This window comes from Streptomyces sp. NPDC101165, assembly GCF_044768135.1.
Classification (GTDB): Bacteria; Actinomycetota; Actinomycetes; order Streptomycetales; family Streptomycetaceae; genus Streptomyces.
Genome location: NZ_JBIWPG010000029.1, coordinates 93,828 through 110,498, shown reverse-complemented (window position 1 = coordinate 110,498; position 16,671 = coordinate 93,828). Strand labels below are relative to the sequence as shown.

General features: G+C 70.9%; 13 protein-coding genes and 1 pseudogene. 11 read left to right on the top strand and 3 right to left on the bottom strand.

Annotation, left to right across the window (positions count from 1 at the left end; translation table 11 throughout):
* Positions 1-98 precede the first annotated feature (98 nt).
* Genes ACIRVH_RS41700 through ACIRVH_RS41685 form a run of 4 tightly spaced genes read left to right on the top strand, consistent with a single transcriptional unit; the run spans position 99 to position 9,274 of the window.
* Positions 99-1,052 (top strand): alpha/beta fold hydrolase, encoded by a 954-nt coding sequence (locus ACIRVH_RS41700; RefSeq protein WP_403965063.1) that lies wholly within the window; start codon positions 99-101, stop codon positions 1,050-1,052.
* On the top strand, positions 1,049-3,121 hold the full coding sequence (locus ACIRVH_RS41695; RefSeq protein ID WP_403965062.1) for a hypothetical protein: 2,073 nt from the start codon (positions 1,049-1,051) through the stop codon (positions 3,119-3,121). Before ACIRVH_RS41700 ends, ACIRVH_RS41695 begins: the two co-directional genes overlap by 4 nt.
* Positions 3,118-4,077 carry an AAA family ATPase gene (locus ACIRVH_RS41690; protein ID WP_403965060.1) on the top strand — a complete coding sequence of 320 codons (960 nt, stop codon included), beginning with the start codon at positions 3,118-3,120 and terminating at the stop codon, positions 4,075-4,077. Before ACIRVH_RS41695 ends, ACIRVH_RS41690 begins: the two co-directional genes overlap by 4 nt.
* Positions 4,070-9,274 carry an SAV_2336 N-terminal domain-related protein gene (locus ACIRVH_RS41685; protein WP_403965058.1) on the top strand — a complete coding sequence of 1,735 codons (5,205 nt, stop codon included), beginning with the start codon at positions 4,070-4,072 and terminating at the stop codon, positions 9,272-9,274. Before ACIRVH_RS41690 ends, ACIRVH_RS41685 begins: the two co-directional genes overlap by 8 nt.
* A gap of 135 nt (positions 9,275-9,409) precedes the next feature.
* Here the strand turns inward: ACIRVH_RS41685 and ACIRVH_RS41680 are convergent, their stop codons facing one another.
* A complete protein-coding gene (locus ACIRVH_RS41680; protein ID WP_403965056.1) occupies positions 9,410-9,847 on the bottom strand; it encodes an SPW repeat protein in 438 nt (145 codons plus the stop codon).
* A gap of 188 nt (positions 9,848-10,035) precedes the next feature.
* Positions 10,036-10,551 (bottom strand): sigma factor-like helix-turn-helix DNA-binding protein, encoded by a 516-nt coding sequence (locus ACIRVH_RS41675; RefSeq protein WP_403965054.1) that lies wholly within the window; start codon positions 10,549-10,551, stop codon positions 10,036-10,038.
* A gap of 52 nt (positions 10,552-10,603) precedes the next feature.
* Between ACIRVH_RS41675 and ACIRVH_RS41670 the strand changes: the two genes are divergently transcribed.
* The gene (locus ACIRVH_RS41670) at positions 10,604-11,680 is read left to right on the top strand and encodes a MerR family transcriptional regulator (RefSeq protein ID WP_403965052.1); all 1,077 of its coding nucleotides are present in this window, start codon (positions 10,604-10,606) and stop codon (positions 11,678-11,680) included.
* 2 nt (positions 11,681-11,682) lie between these two features.
* On the opposite strand, the pseudogene ACIRVH_RS41665 reads toward ACIRVH_RS41670, so the two are convergent.
* A pseudogene (locus ACIRVH_RS41665) lies at positions 11,683-11,847 on the bottom strand (deoxyribodipyrimidine photo-lyase); the annotation flags it as partial.
* Between the two features lie 151 nt (positions 11,848-11,998).
* Between ACIRVH_RS41665 and ACIRVH_RS41660 the strand changes: the two are divergent.
* The 6 genes from ACIRVH_RS41660 to ACIRVH_RS41635 all read left to right on the top strand — a co-directional run bounded on the left by ACIRVH_RS41660 (position 11,999) and on the right by ACIRVH_RS41635 (position 16,571).
* A complete protein-coding gene (locus ACIRVH_RS41660; protein ID WP_351536879.1) occupies positions 11,999-12,082 on the top strand; it encodes a putative leader peptide in 84 nt (27 codons plus the stop codon).
* 227 nt (positions 12,083-12,309) lie between these two features.
* On the top strand, positions 12,310-12,867 hold the full coding sequence (gene ssuE / locus ACIRVH_RS41655) for an NADPH-dependent FMN reductase (RefSeq protein WP_403965050.1): 558 nt from the start codon (positions 12,310-12,312) through the stop codon (positions 12,865-12,867).
* Positions 12,868-13,002: 135 nt separating this feature from the next.
* Positions 13,003-14,148 carry an LLM class flavin-dependent oxidoreductase gene (locus tag ACIRVH_RS41650; protein ID WP_403965084.1) on the top strand — a complete coding sequence of 382 codons (1,146 nt, stop codon included), beginning with the start codon at positions 13,003-13,005 and terminating at the stop codon, positions 14,146-14,148.
* An 87-nt stretch (positions 14,149-14,235) separates the two neighbouring features.
* A complete protein-coding gene (locus ACIRVH_RS41645) occupies positions 14,236-14,673 on the top strand; it encodes a peptidoglycan-binding protein (RefSeq protein ID WP_403965048.1) in 438 nt (145 codons plus the stop codon).
* 27 nt (positions 14,674-14,700) lie between these two features.
* Positions 14,701-15,909 (top strand): hypothetical protein, encoded by a 1,209-nt coding sequence (locus ACIRVH_RS41640; RefSeq protein ID WP_403965046.1) that lies wholly within the window; start codon positions 14,701-14,703, stop codon positions 15,907-15,909.
* A 125-nt stretch (positions 15,910-16,034) separates the two neighbouring features.
* Positions 16,035-16,571, top strand: coding sequence for an HXXEE domain-containing protein (locus ACIRVH_RS41635; protein WP_145881485.1), 537 nt, complete (start codon positions 16,035-16,037; stop codon positions 16,569-16,571).
* Positions 16,572-16,671 lie beyond the last annotated feature (100 nt).

Here is a 16,671-nt window from a genome sequence, read left to right as displayed (position 1 = left end):
GGCGGTGCTCGACACGGCATGCGGTCGGTCGAGCGGTGCGGGACCGCACGGGCAGTACTTCGGGGGCGTGGGTGAGCGGTTCGGACACTCCTCAGCTTGTGTTCGTCCATGGAATCGGGAAACGTCGGGATGCCGACGACGAGCGCCGTGACTGGCTCGAAGCCCTGGCCGCAGGAGCCCGCAAGGCCGGGCATTCCGACGCCGTGTCCGGACTGACGCAGGGCTGGCTGGCGGAGGCACGCTTCGCGAACTACAGCGACCTGTTCACCGACGCCGAGGCCCAGGGCTCGGAAAGCGCGGAGGACTTGGAGCTCGACGAGCAACAGGCCGCGTTTCTCGAGGAGTTCGTCGAGACGCTGCTCGACGAACTCGGCCGGGAGGCTGCGGAACAGGGGGACAGGCGGGCCTCCGCGGTGATCGAGGACGCCAGGGCGCAGCTCCCCCGCTTCGACGACCAGGCCCAGGGTGTCGGAGCGCTGTTCCGCGTCCTGGGCAGGGTGCTGACGACCGTGCTGCAACTCCCGGGACTGCGCCAGGGCGCGCAGTGGGCGAGCGGCGTGCCGCTGCTCTCACAGCTGTCCCAGGTCGGCCGCTACCTGGACCGGCGCGAGGCCGACGGCGCCGGACGGACCCTGGACGCCCGGATCCGTGAGCGGGTCCTGCGGGGGGCGGACCCGGAGCGACCGCTGGTCGTGGTGAGCCATTCCCTCGGGAGCGTGGTCGCATTCGAGGCATTGCGCGACTACCCGGGACAGGTCAAGCTGCTGCTGACCCTGGGGTCCCCGCTGGCCACCGGAGCGGCCGTGCTCCAGCGCCTGGTTCCGCAGCCGCCCCGCACCCCGCACGGCGTCGAACGGTGGCTGAACTTCTGGGACCGTGACGACGTCGTGGTCGGGCGGCCCCGCATCCAGAACTGGATGCTGCCCAACGCCTCGGGCGTCCTTCCGGTCACCGACCGGGTGGATTCGGACGGCCTGTGGGTCCACACGGCCACGAAGTACCTGAGGCAGCCTGCCGTCGCCGGTCCGGTGGTCGAGGCGCTGCGGAAGTGACCGGCGAGCCCCCGCGACACGTGCTGGTGGTGGGCGCGCAGTGCACGGACATGGGACCCCTGGCGCGACTGGAGGAGGCTGCCGAGGGCCTGCACGCGGTGCTCACGGCCCCCGCGCTCGGTGGATGCACCGCCCGCCCGGGCGATCATGGGTCTCTCCTCGTGAGCGCGACGCTGGAACCCGACGACGTACGCAAGGCCATGCACGAGGCGGTCCGGCGGGCCAAGGCGGACAGCGCGGTACTGGTCGTGGCACTGCTCGGGCATGGTTTCACCCCGCCTCAGCAGACCGACCTCCACTACATGGTCGCCCAGTCCACGACTCGGAGCACCATGTCGGCAGTCAACGTACGGCAGTTGCTCGCCGAGGCAGTGGACGAGCCGGGCGTCGAAGGTGTGATCGCCCTCATCGACACCTGCCATGCGGCAGGCGCGGCACCGGATGCCGGCGGCATCGCCGGCGGGGTGCGGGCGGGCCGGACCAGGCTGTCCGTGCTCAGCGCGTCCGCTTCCGACCAGGCGGCCCGCGGCATGCGCCTGACCTTCGCGCTGATCGACGTGCTGCGCGAGGGGTTGAACGGGGCCGGTGCCATGGTGTTCGTCGACACCCGGCTCACCGAGGAACTGCGCGGCCGTATCGTCGGACAAGTCGTCGGGCGATTCGAATACGACAGCGACCCCTACGCCCTGGACGGCCTGTGGCTGGCCCACAACATGCTCTCCGCATCCGGCGGAGGCGGGGTGGTGGGGCCCGTGGGACGACAGGACCTCGAAGAAGTCGTGTCCCTGTGGCGTGCGAACGTGCGCCTGCCCGTACCGTTGACGCTCGGGGAGCTCGACGACCTGCACCGGTTCGCACAGCAGGGCAGGACCGAGGACGCGACCGACTCCCGCTGGCAGGCGCGTGTGATCGAGGTAGTCGGCACGCTCGTCGAGTGCGCGCGGACGGTCACCCTCCTCAACAAGGTGCTGGCCGAGGTCCTGACCAGCGACCTGCTACGGGAGGCGCGTCAGCTGTCCGGCCTGCCGCACGAGGCCGAAGGAGCGGAACTGCTGCGCGACCTCGTCGAGTACGCGGCCCTGCGGGCCAGGAAGCTCCACACACCCCCGTGGCAGGCACCGGCGCGTCTTCTGGCGGCGCTGGCCCATCTCTCCGGAGCGTCCGGAGCGGACAAGGCGATCCCCCAGTTACGGGCGTGGGCACAGGAACACGGCGTGGTCACCGCGTTCAACGACGCACTGACCGAGTTCGCCCAGCTCCGGCGGCAGGGAGAACTGCGTCTGGTCCTCAGCCTCGCCGGCGCCCTGACCGACTGGCCGGAGGAAGTCGACGCCTGGCTCGTCGGCAGCGGCGAGAGACTCCCCGTGCACCAGAGCTTCCGCTGCGAGCCGGCGGACCGACCGGGCGTGGGCCGGGCGATGGGAAAAGCCCTGGCCTGGGCACGCGGTCGGCTTCCCGACCCGGAGCAACTGGTCAACGTGGACGTGGCCGCACCCGTCCATCTCCTGGCCCGGTGGCATCCCGAGGAGGCAAAGGTCGGCCTCCGTCTCCTGGGCGTCAACAGGACTGTGGTCGCCCGCTGGAGCGGCCGGATGGATCCCGCGGAGGAGAACGCGGAGATGAACGACGCCGCCCGCAGGGCGCTGCGCCGGATGGCGGCCGGTGGAGCCGTCCCGGTGGAGTGGATCGACGCTACCGTCCTGGGTGACCGGCAGGGACTCGAGCAGAGCCTCATGACCGGGCGATACGACACCGCGGTCGGGATCGACCACCATCCCGAGACACTGCAGGACGTCCTCGAAGAACTGTTGCCCTACGCCCCGATCATCCTGTGGCCACGCCCGGAGGCGCGAGCGGGTGACGGCACCCTGCGCGCACTGGTGGACCAGCACTGGCACAGCCTCCCGAACGGCTTCGCCCGCGCCTACCAGCAGCGGTGGGACCGGGACCACGACGGATGCGTGAGCTGCCTCGGTGAGATCCGGGCGGTGTGGCACGACGAGGCGTGGCTGGAGTTCTGCCGACCCTTCGAGAATCGCGTCGTGGCCGGCCTTGAGGAGGAGCTGTGACCTGGAAGCCCTACTACCGCGGTGACGGCGAACAGCGGAAGACCCCGCTGGAACCCCCGCCTCCATGGCGCGAGTTCCCCCGCAAACCGCAGCACCGCCAATACCAGCCACCGCCTGGCCTCATCGACGCCGTCAACGCGGCCCTGCACCTGCGCCGCCCGCTCCTCGTCACCGGTCCCGCCGGCTCGGGCAAGTCCACCGTGATCGAACAGGTCGCTTACGAACTGGGCCTGGGGCAGGTGCTCCGCTGGCACATCACCTCCCGCAGCTCCCTGGCCGAGGCGCTGTACCGCTACGACGCATTGGGGCGGATCCACGCGCAGAGCCTGCGCGCGGCGATGACGCAGCACGGGGGCGGCGGCCGTGCCGGCCGTGGCCGCAGCCGCGACGACATCGCCCCCTTCCTGCAACTCGGGCCCCTGGGCACCGCGTTGCTGCCGGCAGAACAACCCCGCGCACTGCTCATCGACGAGATCGACAAGAGCGACCTGGATCTGCCCGGTGACCTGCTCGAAGTCCTGGAGCGCGGGGAATTCGAGATCCCCGAACTCGTGCGCTACCGGCGGCCCCGCGTCATGGTCCGCCAGTGGGACAGCCATGACGAGCACCTCGTCGAACGCGGACGGGTGTACTGCTCGCAGTTCCCCTTCATCCTCCTGACCAGCAACGGAGAACGGGACTTCCCTCCGGCGTTCCTGAGGCGCTGCATCCGCTACACCATGCCGCCGCTGACCGCCGACCTGCTGCACGACATCGTCCAGGCCCACTTCGGCGAAGTACCGCAGACCGGCGAGGACCTCGTCGTGAAGTTCGCCGAGCGCGTCGCGGCGGGCGAGCACCTCGCCATCGACCAGTTGCTGAACGCGGTGGCCCTGCTCACCGGCGATCAGGCACCGGAGAACGAGCAGTACGAGGAACTCCACGCGCTGCTGGTGCGTGAGCTCTCGCGTGCCTGACGCTCTCGCCCGCCTTCTGTGGGCGCTCGGTGATGCCCTGCCCGCCGAGGTGGACGCGCGCACCCTCGCCGACGCGCTGTGGCTGGCCGCCTCGGGCTCCGTCGACGAGGACGCGCCGCCGACGCACACCGCGCCCGCCGAGCAGTCGGATCCCGCATCGGAGGTGGATCCAGTGGCCCGGTCCCGGGGGCTCGCGCCGTCGGAGGCCCGGACCGGACCGCGCGACGCGGAGAGCCGGCAGGTTTCCGTCCGCAGCCCGGGGGCGACCACCATGGTCCGTGGCGTTCCCCTGACGCTCGGCCGCGGCAGCCCGCTGCCCGAGGCCCTTGCCATCGGCCGTGCCGTCCAGCCGTTCCGGCAGCCGTGGCGCAAGGGTGGGCGCCGCCGACTCGACATCGACGCCACCGTGGAGCACTACGCGCGTGGCGGCCCGCTCGTGCCGCTGTTCCGCCCCGCCCCGGAACCCTGGTTCGAGGCCGTCGTCCTCGTGGACACCTCGTTGTCCATGAGCGTCTGGGAAGAGACCACCCGGGCCGTGACCGGGCTGCTGCGCAGCCTCGGAGGGTTCCGCACGGTCCACACCTGGAGCCTTACATGGCGGGAGGGCGAGCCACAGGTCCGCGACCACCACGACCGTCCGGTGCCGGGTGAGCGCGTGCCCCACCACGGAAGCGGACCACAGGGCAGGCGGCTCGTCCTGCTGGTCTCCGACTGCGCCGCCCGCGGATGGCACACGGCCGGCCCCTGGCTGTTGCTGCGGAACTGGGGCGGACAGATCCCGGTGGCGCTGCTCGATCCGCTGCCCCCGCGCCTGTGGCGCCGATCCGCTCTGAACTTCCCCGTCGTGCGGGTCACCGGCGGCCATGCCGGCGACCAGAACCGCGGTCTCCGCTACCACCTGCCGCCCCGGCTGAAGCCGACCGCGCACGCAGAAGACCGGCTCGGCCCCTGGGCCGCCCTCCCCGTGGTGTCGGCCACTCCACGCTCTCTCGGAGCCTGGGCGAGCACACTCATGCGAGCCGACCCACGAGGCTGCGACGCCGTACTCATCCCCGCCACCGGCCGCGTACCCCAGACGCGCACCGGCACGGCCGCTGCACGGCGGCCCGACTCCCAGCACCTCGCAGAAGCCTTCGTCCACACCGCACCCAGGCCCGCGGTCCGTCTCGCAGTCCTCGCCTCGTGCCTGCCCGAGCTGCCCCTTCCTCTGTTGCACGTGCTACGTGACCAGGCGGTGCCCGAAGCCCGGTACTCCGACCTCGCCGAGGTGCTCACCAGCGGGCTGTTCACGGTGCGGCCCGAGACCGACGGCGATCCGGTGCTCGTGTTCCACCCGGCTGCCCAGGAGCACCTGCGCGGACACCTGACGACTCATGACGTATGGCAGATCGAGCGCGCCTTCAGCCGCCATGTCGCCGCCCACCCGTACGCCCCACAGGGCATTGCCGCCGTGCTCCACGATCCGGCGGTGATCGGTGAACTGCCCGCGGCGGTGCGTCCTTTTGCGAAGGCCGTGAGGGCTGCGCGCCGCATGCTGGAGCCGGCGCACGTCGCGGGCGACTCCGGAGACCCCGGTGCCGCGGAGGCAACGAACCCCGTCCGTTCGCTGGTACGGCTGCGGATGCTGGCGCACCTCGATCCGGACACCGAGGAGGTCGTCCGGCGTGACGCCGAGGTCCTGCTGGACCACTTGATCGGCTACGTGGCGTCCAGACTTCCCGCGCCGCTGGGCCACTGGCCGACGGAGGACACGTACTTCGACGAGGTGTGCGCGAGGAAGGGGAGTGCCGGCGTCGGTGACGTGGTCCCTGACCTCGTCCGGTATTTCACAGGACTCGGCATCGCTCTCGAACGACGCTCGCTGCCGGAGCACGCTGCCGGGCCGGACTTGCTGTGGCAGGCGAGCGGTGGCCCCGTGATCGTGAGGGTCAGAAAGACCCCGTTCTCATGGGACAGCGTGACGGCCGGTGTGCGAGCGGAACCCGCTGCCGGAGCTCGGGCCTGTTCCCCCGTGGAATTCGTAGTGGTCCTCGACCAGTCCGAGAAGCCCGGGGGGTTGCACCCGTTGGACGACTGCGTGGCGGTGACGGAGTCGACGAGCGATCGCCGGCGGGTCTCGGTCGTGCTCCGCGTCCAGACGCGACACGGAAGGGGGTCGCGGGAGAGCCGGGCGGACCTGGCGAACGCCTTGCGGGTCCTGCGTTCCCGCGCCGGTTCCCCGTCGCACGACGAAGTCGCTCGGCATGCGCTGCAGGCGTCCCCTCCCGTGCAGCTCGACCCGACCACGCTGGCTCGCTGGTTCGCCGGCCGGGAAGTGCCCGCCGAAGAACGGGGTTTCATCTGGCTGACAAGGTTCCTGAGGCGACGGGCCGGTCTGGAGGACGGCGGTGACCTGTCCCACAGCCTGTTCACTCTGCTGCTGTCCAACGCATTGCAGGAGGAGCGCCGCAGGAACCCCGTCCCGGTCGCGGCATCGCCCAGACCCCGAGCTGTCGGTGTACCGGTCGCTCACGTGCAGGACCCGACCACACCGCGTTTCGTCCCTCGCTCTGTCGACTCCGAGGACGAGACAGCCTTGCTGTCGCTGGGGCCGCCGTACATCGAGCGCGACCACGACGCGCGGTTGCGCTCGATCGTACGGGAGGCCGCCGACGGAACCAGTGGGCTGGTCATGCTCGTCGGCTCCGCCGGCTCGGGCAAGAGCCGTTCGTGCTTCGAGGCGCTGTTCATCCTGCCGCCTGACTGGCGGGTGTGGCTGCCCGCGTCGAGTGAACACCTGGAGGCGGTGCTCCGCACCCCGGCGGAGATCGGCCCGCGCACCGTGATCTGGTTGGATGATGCCGAGCGCTGTCTCCTGGACCTGACGGACGCCCGTGGCGAACGCGTCGCAGAGGGGCTGCTGGCGCTTCTGCGCGATCCCGCCAGGAGCCCGGTCCTCATCCTGGGCACGCTGAGTCACACGTACTCGCATGTACTCGGGTCCGTTCCTCCGGCCGACACGCCCGATCCGCATCGACAGGCCCGGAAGCTGATCGACCAGGGCACGCGCATCGTCACTTCTTCCAGGCTGAGCCGGTCTGAGATGGCCCGCGCCCGCGCCGCTGCGGACCTGAACCTGGCCGATGCCGTGCAGCGGGCTCGTGACGCCGAGGTGATTCCGTACCTGGCGGGCAGAGCTGCCCAGATCGAGCGGTACGGTGCCGCACCGCCCGCCGCCTTCGCTCTCGTACAGGCCGCGGCCGACGCGCTCCGCTGCGGGCACGGACCGGAGCTTCCGCGGGCGCTTCTGGCAGCGGCGGTTCCCGGCTACCTCTCGGTCGACAGGCGAAATGGCCTCGACCGTAACTGGATGTCGTCCGCCCTGGACTACCTCACCCAAGACCCGCCCGGGGCCGGCAGTCTGCTGACGCGTGTGCGTCCTGAGCCAGGCAAGGCTGTCGCGCCCGCCTCGCCGTGTTACCGGCTCTCCCACCACATCGCGCGATTCGCACGCGCGGCCCACGACAACGACGCACCTCCTGACGATCTGTGGGACGCCCTGGCGGCGCACGCGTCGATCCCGGATCTGGAGGCCGTGGCCCGGACCGCCGAAGCACAGGGTGACGACGGGCGCGCCGAGCGCTTCCGTGGGCTCGCCCAGCGGGCCCGGGACAAGGCACGCGCGGATGCGGAGTTCGTCGGCTTCCAACGGGAGGAGGCCCACGACGAGCAGTCCGAGAACACCGCACGCACCATGCGAAGCCTGCTGCAACGCACCGACCTCACCCCGACCGAGGTGAGGGCGGCCGTCGACAGTGGCTTGGACTGGCTGCAGACGGACGGCCGCACCGACAGCGCGCAGTTCGTGCTGAGCGCGCTTCTCGAGCGGGAGGATCTGTCAGCCGACAATGCGGCGGAGTCCGTACGGGTCGCGCTGGACTGGCTGGCGGTGCGAGGGGACACCCCGGATGCGCAGTTCGTGCTCGGGCGTCTGCTGGAGAGAAACGACCTTGGCGAACCCGCGGCCAAGCGAACCCTGGTGTACGCCCTGAACTGGCTTGCCGCCCTGGGGGACACACAGTGGGCTCAGTACGTCCTGCGTCCCGTGCTCCTGCGCGAGGATCTGTCGCGGCGGCAGGTCGCGCTCGCGGTCGATGCGGCACTCGGGTGGCTGGAGCGTCACGGTCGTACCTCCACCAGCCAGTTCGTGCTGAGTGCCGCGCTACGCAGGAAGGATCTGCTTCCCGGGCCCCGTACCCGGTTCGTCGACGCAGCCATCGACTGGATCCGCCGCGCCGACAACTCCGATCCGGCAAAGTACGTACTGCGCCCCCTGCTCCAGCGCACCGATCTCACACCCGAGGAAGCACGAGCGGCCCGGGACCTCGGCCTGCACTGGTTGCGGTCCCACGGCCGCGGCCACAGTGCCCAGTTCGTCCTCAACGCCGTGCTGTATCGCCGCGATCTGACCCCGTCGGAGGCGCGTGAGGCGGCCGAGCACGCACTGCAGTGGCTCCACACGCACGGCGGCGACCGGTCGGCCCGGTATGTACTGCGCCCGTTGACGTGGCGCACCGACCTGAGCGCCGACCTGATGGCCCAGGTGGAGGAGCTGCGGGCCAGGGGCGACCAGGACGGCGGGCTCATCCTGGTCGCGGACATCGAGGGCTTCGCCAAGGACTACAGCCGGGCCGACGCGCGACGCCGCATGTACGCCGTCTTCGAACGTGTGCTCCAGGACGTGGATCCTCCGGCGCGGACCCGCGACAGAGGCGATGGCGTGGTCGTCTTCCTGCCGGGGCAGGCCGCTGACACGACCCTGGGCGTGGACCTCGTGTCGCAACTGCGTGCCGAACTCGACGACCTCGACTGGAACACGCCACTGCGGCTGCGCATCGCCCTTCACCGCGGCGACGTCCAGGAGACACTCGACGGATTCGAAGGGCGGGCCCTGGTGACGGCGAACCGGCTGGTGGACTCCCTCGCACTGCGTTCCGCTCTGCGGTCCGCTGTCGACTCGCCGCTCGCCGTGATCGTCTCCGACGGGGTGTACAAGGGCCTGCGTCACGCGCCCCGGGACGTGCACAGCGCGTTCCGTGCCGTGCACGTCAGGACGAAGGAGCAGGTGCTACGGGCTTGGGTCCTGGTTCCCGGCTACGCGCAGCCACCGGGCGTCGAGGAATGGGCGTGGCGTGTTGCCGACGACCCAGCCGAGTGACAGCGGCTTCCTCGGCCTGGCAATCCCTTGAGGTGCGCGCACACGGAAGCCGGTCCGCCCGGGCGGACCGGCCCCGTCTTCCTTTCGTGGCCTTCACTTCCTTCGACGTGGTCCTCCCTTCCTCGTGACTTGTCCTTATGGCTTGGGGACGCTCTTCGCAGCCGTACCGGCGCACATCAGGCCGAGAACGATGGCCAGAGCGCCGATGATGACGTTGTTGAGGATCACGCCGGTGTCGGGGCTGCTGCCCACGATCCACGGCGCGATGATCATCCAGACACCCATGGCGCACATGGCCCAGCTGAGGCCGTACATCCGGTCGGGGGCCGTGGTGAACCCCAGGGCCAGCAGGCCTATGGCGATGCCCACGATCAGGTTGTGGGTGGCGAGCGCCGGCTGGCTTGTCGTGTAGTGAAGGATCCACGGAGATGCCGCGCAGTACAGGCCGAGCAGGAACACCGGCCCGTCCACCAGCGCCACATCACGACCACCGAGCATGCGGGCGTACCGTGCCCGCATTTCGGAGATATCGGGGTGGGTTGTCATGTCACCCCTGTGCGAGACGTTGGCCATGACTCGTCTCCTTCTTGACTTGCGGGCCTGACCGCGTCTGGTGCGGTGTGCGGTAAGCGCCGCGTACCTAGTTTCCTCTTATTCACCCTTTATGTGTAGAGGTCGGTGCGTCCCTTTGGTCGTGCGGTGGGGGAGAGCCCCCGAAGAGCGCCGACTCTCTCCGGGGGCCGGCGGAGGGGAGTGGCGCCTCAGCGGCGATCTCCCGAAAACCGCACCGTTTCCGCATCGAAGGCTCCGGCCGGAAGTGGCCCGAGCAGATGCCGGAGCCGGTCCGGGCCGCGCAGGGCGTGGCTCCTCACGGCGCCGAGGGGCCACCCCGTGCGCGCGGCGATCCGGGTCTGTGTGAGGTCCTCGTGGAACGCCAGATGCAGGATCTCCCGCAGCGGCGGGGGCAGTTGGGCCAGGGACGCGCGCCGGGTCCCCTTGGGCAGGGCATCGGTGATCCTGCGTCGGGCGATGGAGGCGATCCGGTCGGCCGGCGGACCGTGCTCGGGCCGGTATCCGTGCCGCCCTCGCCGCACCCCGAGGAACAGCTGCTGGGTGACGTCCTCCGCCTCCCCGGCATCGCACGGCGAACGCCGCGCCAGGCCGTACCCGAGTGCGGACCAGCGCCGGTGGATCGCGACCGGGCACGCGTCGTCGCCCGTCGGCAGGCTCCCTTCCAGCTCCTCGTCGCTGCAGCGCTCCTCGACGTGGTGCTGCATGATCACGGCTCCTCGGATGAGACGGTGCCGTCATCCTGGGAGCGCGGGATCCATGGCCTCAACCCGCATCGATTCTGCATCGTATAGTCGCGGTGTGGACGGAAAACAGGTCGATGCCGGCCCGTCCGCCCCGGACGGAGGGGCGGCCGAGGCGGGTCTGACCACGGGCGCGCTCGCCCGCCGGCTCGGGGTCTCACCCACCACGCTGCGCTCCTGGGAACGCCGCTACGGCATCGGTCCCGCCGAGCGCGTGGCGGGCCGGCACCGGCGCTGGTCGCCCCGGGACGTGGCCGTGCTGGAGACGATGTGCCGGCTGACCTCGGCCGGTCTGGCCCCCGCCGAGGCGGCCCGGGCCGCGCGGAACGAGTTCGCAGCGGGCGGGCCCGAGCCCCCAGCCGCCCAGGACGAGGAGACCACCGGCGGACCTGCGCCCGTGCGCTCCACCACAGTCGCCGCGCCGCCTTTGGGCGATGTGCGCCAGGAGTGCCGTGGCCTGGCCCGCGCGGCGGTACGTCTGGACGCGCCGACCGTGGAGGAGCGGCTTGCTGCCGCCGTGGCCGGGTTCGGCCTCGTCCACGCCTGGCAGGAGGTCATGGTGCCCACCCTGCACGCCGTGGGCCGCAGGTGGGCCACGTCCGGAGACCGCTACGTGGAGGTGGAGCACCTGCTGTCCTGGCACGTCTCCACCACCCTGCGCCGGCACACCCCGCCGCCCGTCGCGTCCGCCGGTCCCACGACGGCGAGCCCGGTCCTGCTGGCCTGCGTGCCCGGTGAACAGCACACCCTGCCCCTGGAGGCGCTCAACGCCGGACTGAGTCAACTCGGCATCGCCACACGGATGTTCGGCGCCGCCGTCCCCGCGGAGGCGCTCGCGGCTGCGGTACGGCGCCTGGGCCCGGCCGCCGTGGTGCTGTGGGCGCAGGCCCGCTCCACGGCGAGCCTGCCGCTGGCACAGCACATCGCGGCCACGGAGTGGGGGGTGAAGGGAGCCAGGTCGCGGCCGCTGGTCCTGCTCGGCGGTCCCGGCTGGGCGGGCCGGCCCAGCCACGGCATGCTGCGCCCGACGAGCCTGCCCCAGGCCCTCGACGCGCTGGCGGTCGCCTGCGGCGAACCGGGCCGGGAACGGTAGAACGCGAGGAACGCCTGCCGGTTGGGCGCCGCGAACCCCGTGACCGTCACGCCCCGGTCGTGGACGAACAGGGGGACGACCTCACGGGCGCCGTCCGGCGCGGCCCGCAGAGGCGGGTGGTCGTGCAGGCGCAGAACGGCGATGAACAGGACGACCGCGACCTCCATGGTGCAGCTCCGGGACGCGGACGTGCGGACACTCGGAGGGTCCGACCGGGGGCGGCCGACGGATGCACGCTCGTGAACTCAATGTTCCGCGATACGAGATCGGTCGGGATTTCCTTGACGGCTTTCGCGGGCGGCTGCCACGATCGGCGACATGATGATGCGACTGGACCTCACGCGGCGACGACATGTCGACCTCGCGCGTGTCTCCAGCGCCTCCTGTCGCACCGCGGCCTGATCGCCCGACTCTCCGGTCCGCCGCGATTTCTTTTCCTCCTTTCTGCTTTTGCCTGAATTCCCCTGCGCTCGGGGCGCATTGAATTCGGCGTGCCCGGAGCAGAACGCGCAGCGCATCGTCGCCTGCAGTCGAGTACTACGACAGGCGCGTGCCGCCCTCCCACGCCTGACCTCCCCTTCTCGCGCCCGTCCCGCTACCGGCGCCCGGCACCCAGAATGAGGCACCCCATGGCCACCGTCCTGTCCGTCTCCGGCAGCCCCTCCGCCTCCTCGCGCACCGGCCGCCTGCTGCGCCACCTGGACCAGCGGCTGATCGCCCAGGGCCACCAGGTGATCCCGCTCGACGTCCGCACGTTCCCGGCAGACGCCCTGTTCGGTGCGGACTTCCGGCACCCGGCCATCGCCGAGGTGACCGAGCTGTTCGCCCGTGCCGACGGCGTCGTGGTCGCCACCCCTGTCTACAAGGCGTCGTACTCCGGAGTCCTCAAGGCGCTTCTCGACCTGCTGCCCCAGTACGCACTCACCGGCAAGACCGTGCTGCCGCTCGCCACCGGCGGTTCCACCGCGCATGTCCTCGCCATCGACTACGCGCTGCGCCCGGTGCTGAACTCCATGGGCGCCGCCCACATAGTCCAGGGCTGGTTCACCCTGGACAAGGACATCACCGTACGGGAGGACGGCTCGCTCACCGTGGCCCCGGCCACCGCCGAGGCCCTGGGGCAGATCGTGGACCAGTTCTCGGCGGCCCTGGAGCGGACCATTCCCGTGCTGGCGGCGGCTGGTTGAGAGGTGCGACCGCACAGCTGCGGCGACAAATCCCGGCCGCCCGACCCGAGTTGCTCTACGCCGCCATCGACACCGGCACCTGCTGAACGGAACCCGGCCGCCCCGTCACGGCCTGCTCTGATCGGAGACCCCCACCTGTCCCTCGTCTTCCACTGGTTCCTGCCCACCAACGGTGACAGTCGGCATGTCGTCGGCGGCGGTCACGGCACCCCGGCCACCGCCTCCGGCCGGGACCGGCTGCCGACCGTGGCCCACCTGAGCCAGATCGCGCGGGCCGCCGAGGACCTGGGCTTCGTCGGCGCGCTCACCCCGACCGGTGCCTGGTGCGAGGACGCGTGGCTGACCACCGCCATGGTCAGCCAGCACACCGAGCGACTGAAGTTCCTGGTCGCCTTCCGGCCCGGCTTCGTCTCGCCGACCCTGGCCGCGCAGATGGCGTCCACCTACCAGCGGCAGACCGGGGGACGACTCCTGCTCAACGTGGTCACCGGCGGCGAGAGCCACGAGCAGCGGGCCTTCGGCGACTTCCTCGACAAGGACGACCGTTACCGTCGTACAGGCGAATTCCTGCACATCGTACGGGCGTTGTGGGAGGGCAAGAGCGTCGACCTGCGCGGGGAACACCTCCAGGTCGAGGACGCCGAGCTCGCCCGTGTGCCCGACCCCGTCCCCGAGGTGTACTTCGGCGGGTCCTCGCCCGTCGCCGGAGAGGTCGCCGCCCAGCACGTCGACGTATATCTCACCTGGGGCGAGCCGCCCGCTCAGGTCGCCGGGAAGAGCGCCTGGATTCGGGAGCTCGCGGCCGAGCGCGGGCGCACCCTGCGCTTCGGCATCCGGCTGCACGTCATCACCCGCGACACCGCCGAGCAGGCCTGGGCGGAGGCCGGCCGGCTGCTCGCGGGCTTCGACACCGAGACCGTGAAGTCCGTGCAGGCCGGACTGGCACGCAGCGAGTCCGAAGGGCAGCAGCGGATGCTCGCCCTGCACGGCGGCGGCAACCGCGACGGCCTCGAGATCCACCCCAACCTCTGGGCCGGGATCGGCCTGGTGCGCGGCGGCGCGGGGACGGCGCTCGTGGGCAGCCACGAGGAGGTCGCCGAGCGCATCAAGGAGTACGCGGCCCTGGGAATCGAGGAGTTCGTGCTGTCCGGCCATCCGCACCTGGAGGAGGCGTACTGGTTCGGGGAGGGGGTGCTGCCGCGACTTGCCGCGGAGGGGCTGTGGCGCCATCCCTTCCGTAAGGCGGTCGCTCCCACGGCCCAGGTTCCTTTCGCGGGCTGAGTGAATATTCAACTGGCCCTGATTCAACCGGTTCTCCGGGAGTTTTCCCGTGTCGAATTCTTGTCGATTCGTCATTAGCATGGACGTATGACCAGTACATCGGAGTTCTATGTGGTACGGGAGGGTGACACACTCTCCAAAATCGCGGCCAAGTTCCATGTGCCCCTGGCCCAGATCGAGGAGTGGAACCCCCAGATCAAGAATCCGAACATCATTCAGGTGGGCCAGCAGGTCCGTGTGTCGGCGCCGAGTCAAGAGCCGGTCGACGGGGACGAGCCCTTCCCGGGCAAGGACTTCTTCCAGCCGTCCGTGAGCAGCCCGATCATCGAGGTCATGGGCTGGCGCCTCATCGAGGAGGGCTGTTCGGCGTATCCCGACGACGAGCCCGACTTCCAGTGGAGCCAGGAGGACCGGGAATCCTACGCACTCTGGCAGCGCAAACTCGGATTCGGCGGCAGCGACGCCGACGGAACTCCAGGGCCGGAGTCGTGGAAGAGACTCCATGTGCCCGCCCTGAGTCGCTAGCCTGCCAGGGCGTCAGGAGAGCCCGCCATGGCCACTTCCGTGGCGGCCCGGGGAAGTCCCTGGGCTCGTACGCGCCGACGGTTCGAGGCCGGGCTGCGTCCCCGGCCGCCGCGGTCGCCTTGGCGGGCCCGTGCCAAAACCCGTCTCGCCTATCTCGAGGTGCAGTTGAAGCGTGAGGAGGTCAAACCGCCCTCCGCCGACCGCAAGGCCCTGCTCCAGGGAGTGGAAAGCCACCTCGACAAAGCCCGCGCGGCGGTGGACGAGACGTTCGGGTGGCGGCGGTTGTGGTCGGGGTCGACCGCCCAGGAAGGCGTCTGGTCGAATCTGCGCAGCGCCGACGTGCTGCTGCTCCAGCTGGTGTCCGACCAGGAGGCCGCGGGCCGCGCCAGTGAGGTCATGGCGCTGGTCAAGCGCCATCTGGGCAAGGACGACCCACAGCGCGTCAGACTCGCCCAGCGGATCCGTCCCATCGTCTCCGGCGAATTGGTGCCGACCGACCGGGAACTTCTGGTCCGGGCGCTGGACAGCGCGTACACCGCCCTCGACGCCGAACTGGCCCGGGTCCGGAGCCTGCGCAACATTCTCTGGACCGCCACGTTCGTCGTCCTTCTCGGGGTGGCGGGCCTCGCCGTGTACGGCTGGCTCTTCCCCCAGTCGCTCAGCCTGTGCTTCGCGCCCAAGCTCGGCCCCGGCGGTGGGGGCGGGAACCTCATCGACATCGTCTGCCCGAGCAAGGACTTCCGCGGTCTGCCGGCAGACACGGTTCCCAGCAGTCGCGCCGACCCGAGGGACATCCTCACCGTCGAGGTGGCCGGGCTGGCCGGCGCGGCCTTCACGGTCATCGCCTCACTGCGCCACATCCGGGGCACCAGCACGCCCTACATGCTGCCCCTGGCGTCGGCTGTGCTGAAGTTCCCCACCGGCGCCCTGTCCGCCTTCCTCGGGGTACTGCTGATCAGGGGCGCCTTCGTCCCCGGACTCAGCGACCTGGACAGCCGGGCGCAGGTCCTCGCCTGGGCCGCCGTATTCGGTGCCGCGCAGCACCTGGTGACCCGCCTGGTCGACGACCGCGCGCAGATGACGCTGTCGGAGGTGGGCAAACCCACCGACTCGGTGATCGACCCGGAGAACGCCGCCGTCATGGAGGCCGCCCCCAACGGGGGCGGCGAGCAGAGTGGCAGGGGCCAGGGCCAGGAAGCACCGGTTACGCAACCCGCCGGGTCGCCCCCGCGGTGAAGGGGCTGCCGGCCTGCCTCACCCGGTCGGCGAGTCGAGCACGAGGAGGCTTACTGGTTCGGTGAGGGCAGGCGCCGTCGGGGCGCTGACCAGGTGGGCAACTCCGCCTGGCAGACTGCGGGTTCATGACACGAGAGCCACTGGATGTGGGGGCGTCCGTCACCTTCGGGCTGCTGGCCGCCTGGGCCGTGCACGACACCGAGGAACTCGTCACGGTGCCGAGGTGGGTGCGGACAGGGGTCCCGGAGCTGCGGAAGCGGTATCCCCGGGTGCCGGAGACGGTGTGGCGGCAACTGGAGTCCGTGGACGGCCGCGAGTTCACGACCGCGGTGGCCGCGATGGCGGTGGTGCTCGCCGCGGCCGCCGCCGACGGGCACCGCACCGGCGGCCGCTCAGCCGTCTACCAGACCGCGCTCAACGCCTTCGGCCTGCACGGCGTGGTGCACCTGGCCCAGGCGGCCGCGTTCCGGGGCTACACCCCGGGCTCGGTGACCACCCCGCTGATCGTCCTCCCGTTCACCCTCTGGGCCCGCGGCCGCCTGCGCCGCTCCGGGGTCCTCCGCCCCACCCGCCCGCGCGACGCACTCCAGGGCCTCGCCTTCGCCGCGGCCGCAACGGTGGGCACCCACGCCGTGGCGCGCCGGGTACTGCGCCACCGCTGACCTTGGCCCGGTGCGGCCCGCGCACGCGAAACGACTTGCTGTCGCGTACGGCCTCCGGCGGTGTGTCTGGCTGACCGCAGCTGGCCCGTTCGCGTGTGGC

Bases quoted from the DNA above. Each gene is read 5' to 3' on its own strand.
- ACIRVH_RS41680 (WP_403965056.1), bottom strand. From the start codon at position 9,847: ATGGCCAACGTCTCGCACAGGGGTGACATGACAACCCACCCCGATATC.
- ACIRVH_RS41675 (WP_403965054.1), bottom strand. From the start codon at position 10,551: ATGCAGCACCACGTCGAGGAGCGCTGCAGCGACGAGGAGCTGGAAGGG.
- ACIRVH_RS41670 (WP_403965052.1), top strand. From the start codon at position 10,604: ATGGCCTCAACCCGCATCGATTCTGCATCGTATAGTCGCGGTGTGGAC.
- ACIRVH_RS41660 (WP_351536879.1), top strand. From the start codon at position 11,999: ATGATGATGCGACTGGACCTCACGCGGCGACGACATGTCGACCTCGCG.
- ssuE (WP_403965050.1), top strand. From the start codon at position 12,310: ATGGCCACCGTCCTGTCCGTCTCCGGCAGCCCCTCCGCCTCCTCGCGC.
- ACIRVH_RS41645 (WP_403965048.1), top strand. From the start codon at position 14,236: ATGACCAGTACATCGGAGTTCTATGTGGTACGGGAGGGTGACACACTC.
- ACIRVH_RS41640 (WP_403965046.1), top strand. From the start codon at position 14,701: ATGGCCACTTCCGTGGCGGCCCGGGGAAGTCCCTGGGCTCGTACGCGC.
- ACIRVH_RS41635 (WP_145881485.1), top strand. From the start codon at position 16,035: ATGACACGAGAGCCACTGGATGTGGGGGCGTCCGTCACCTTCGGGCTG.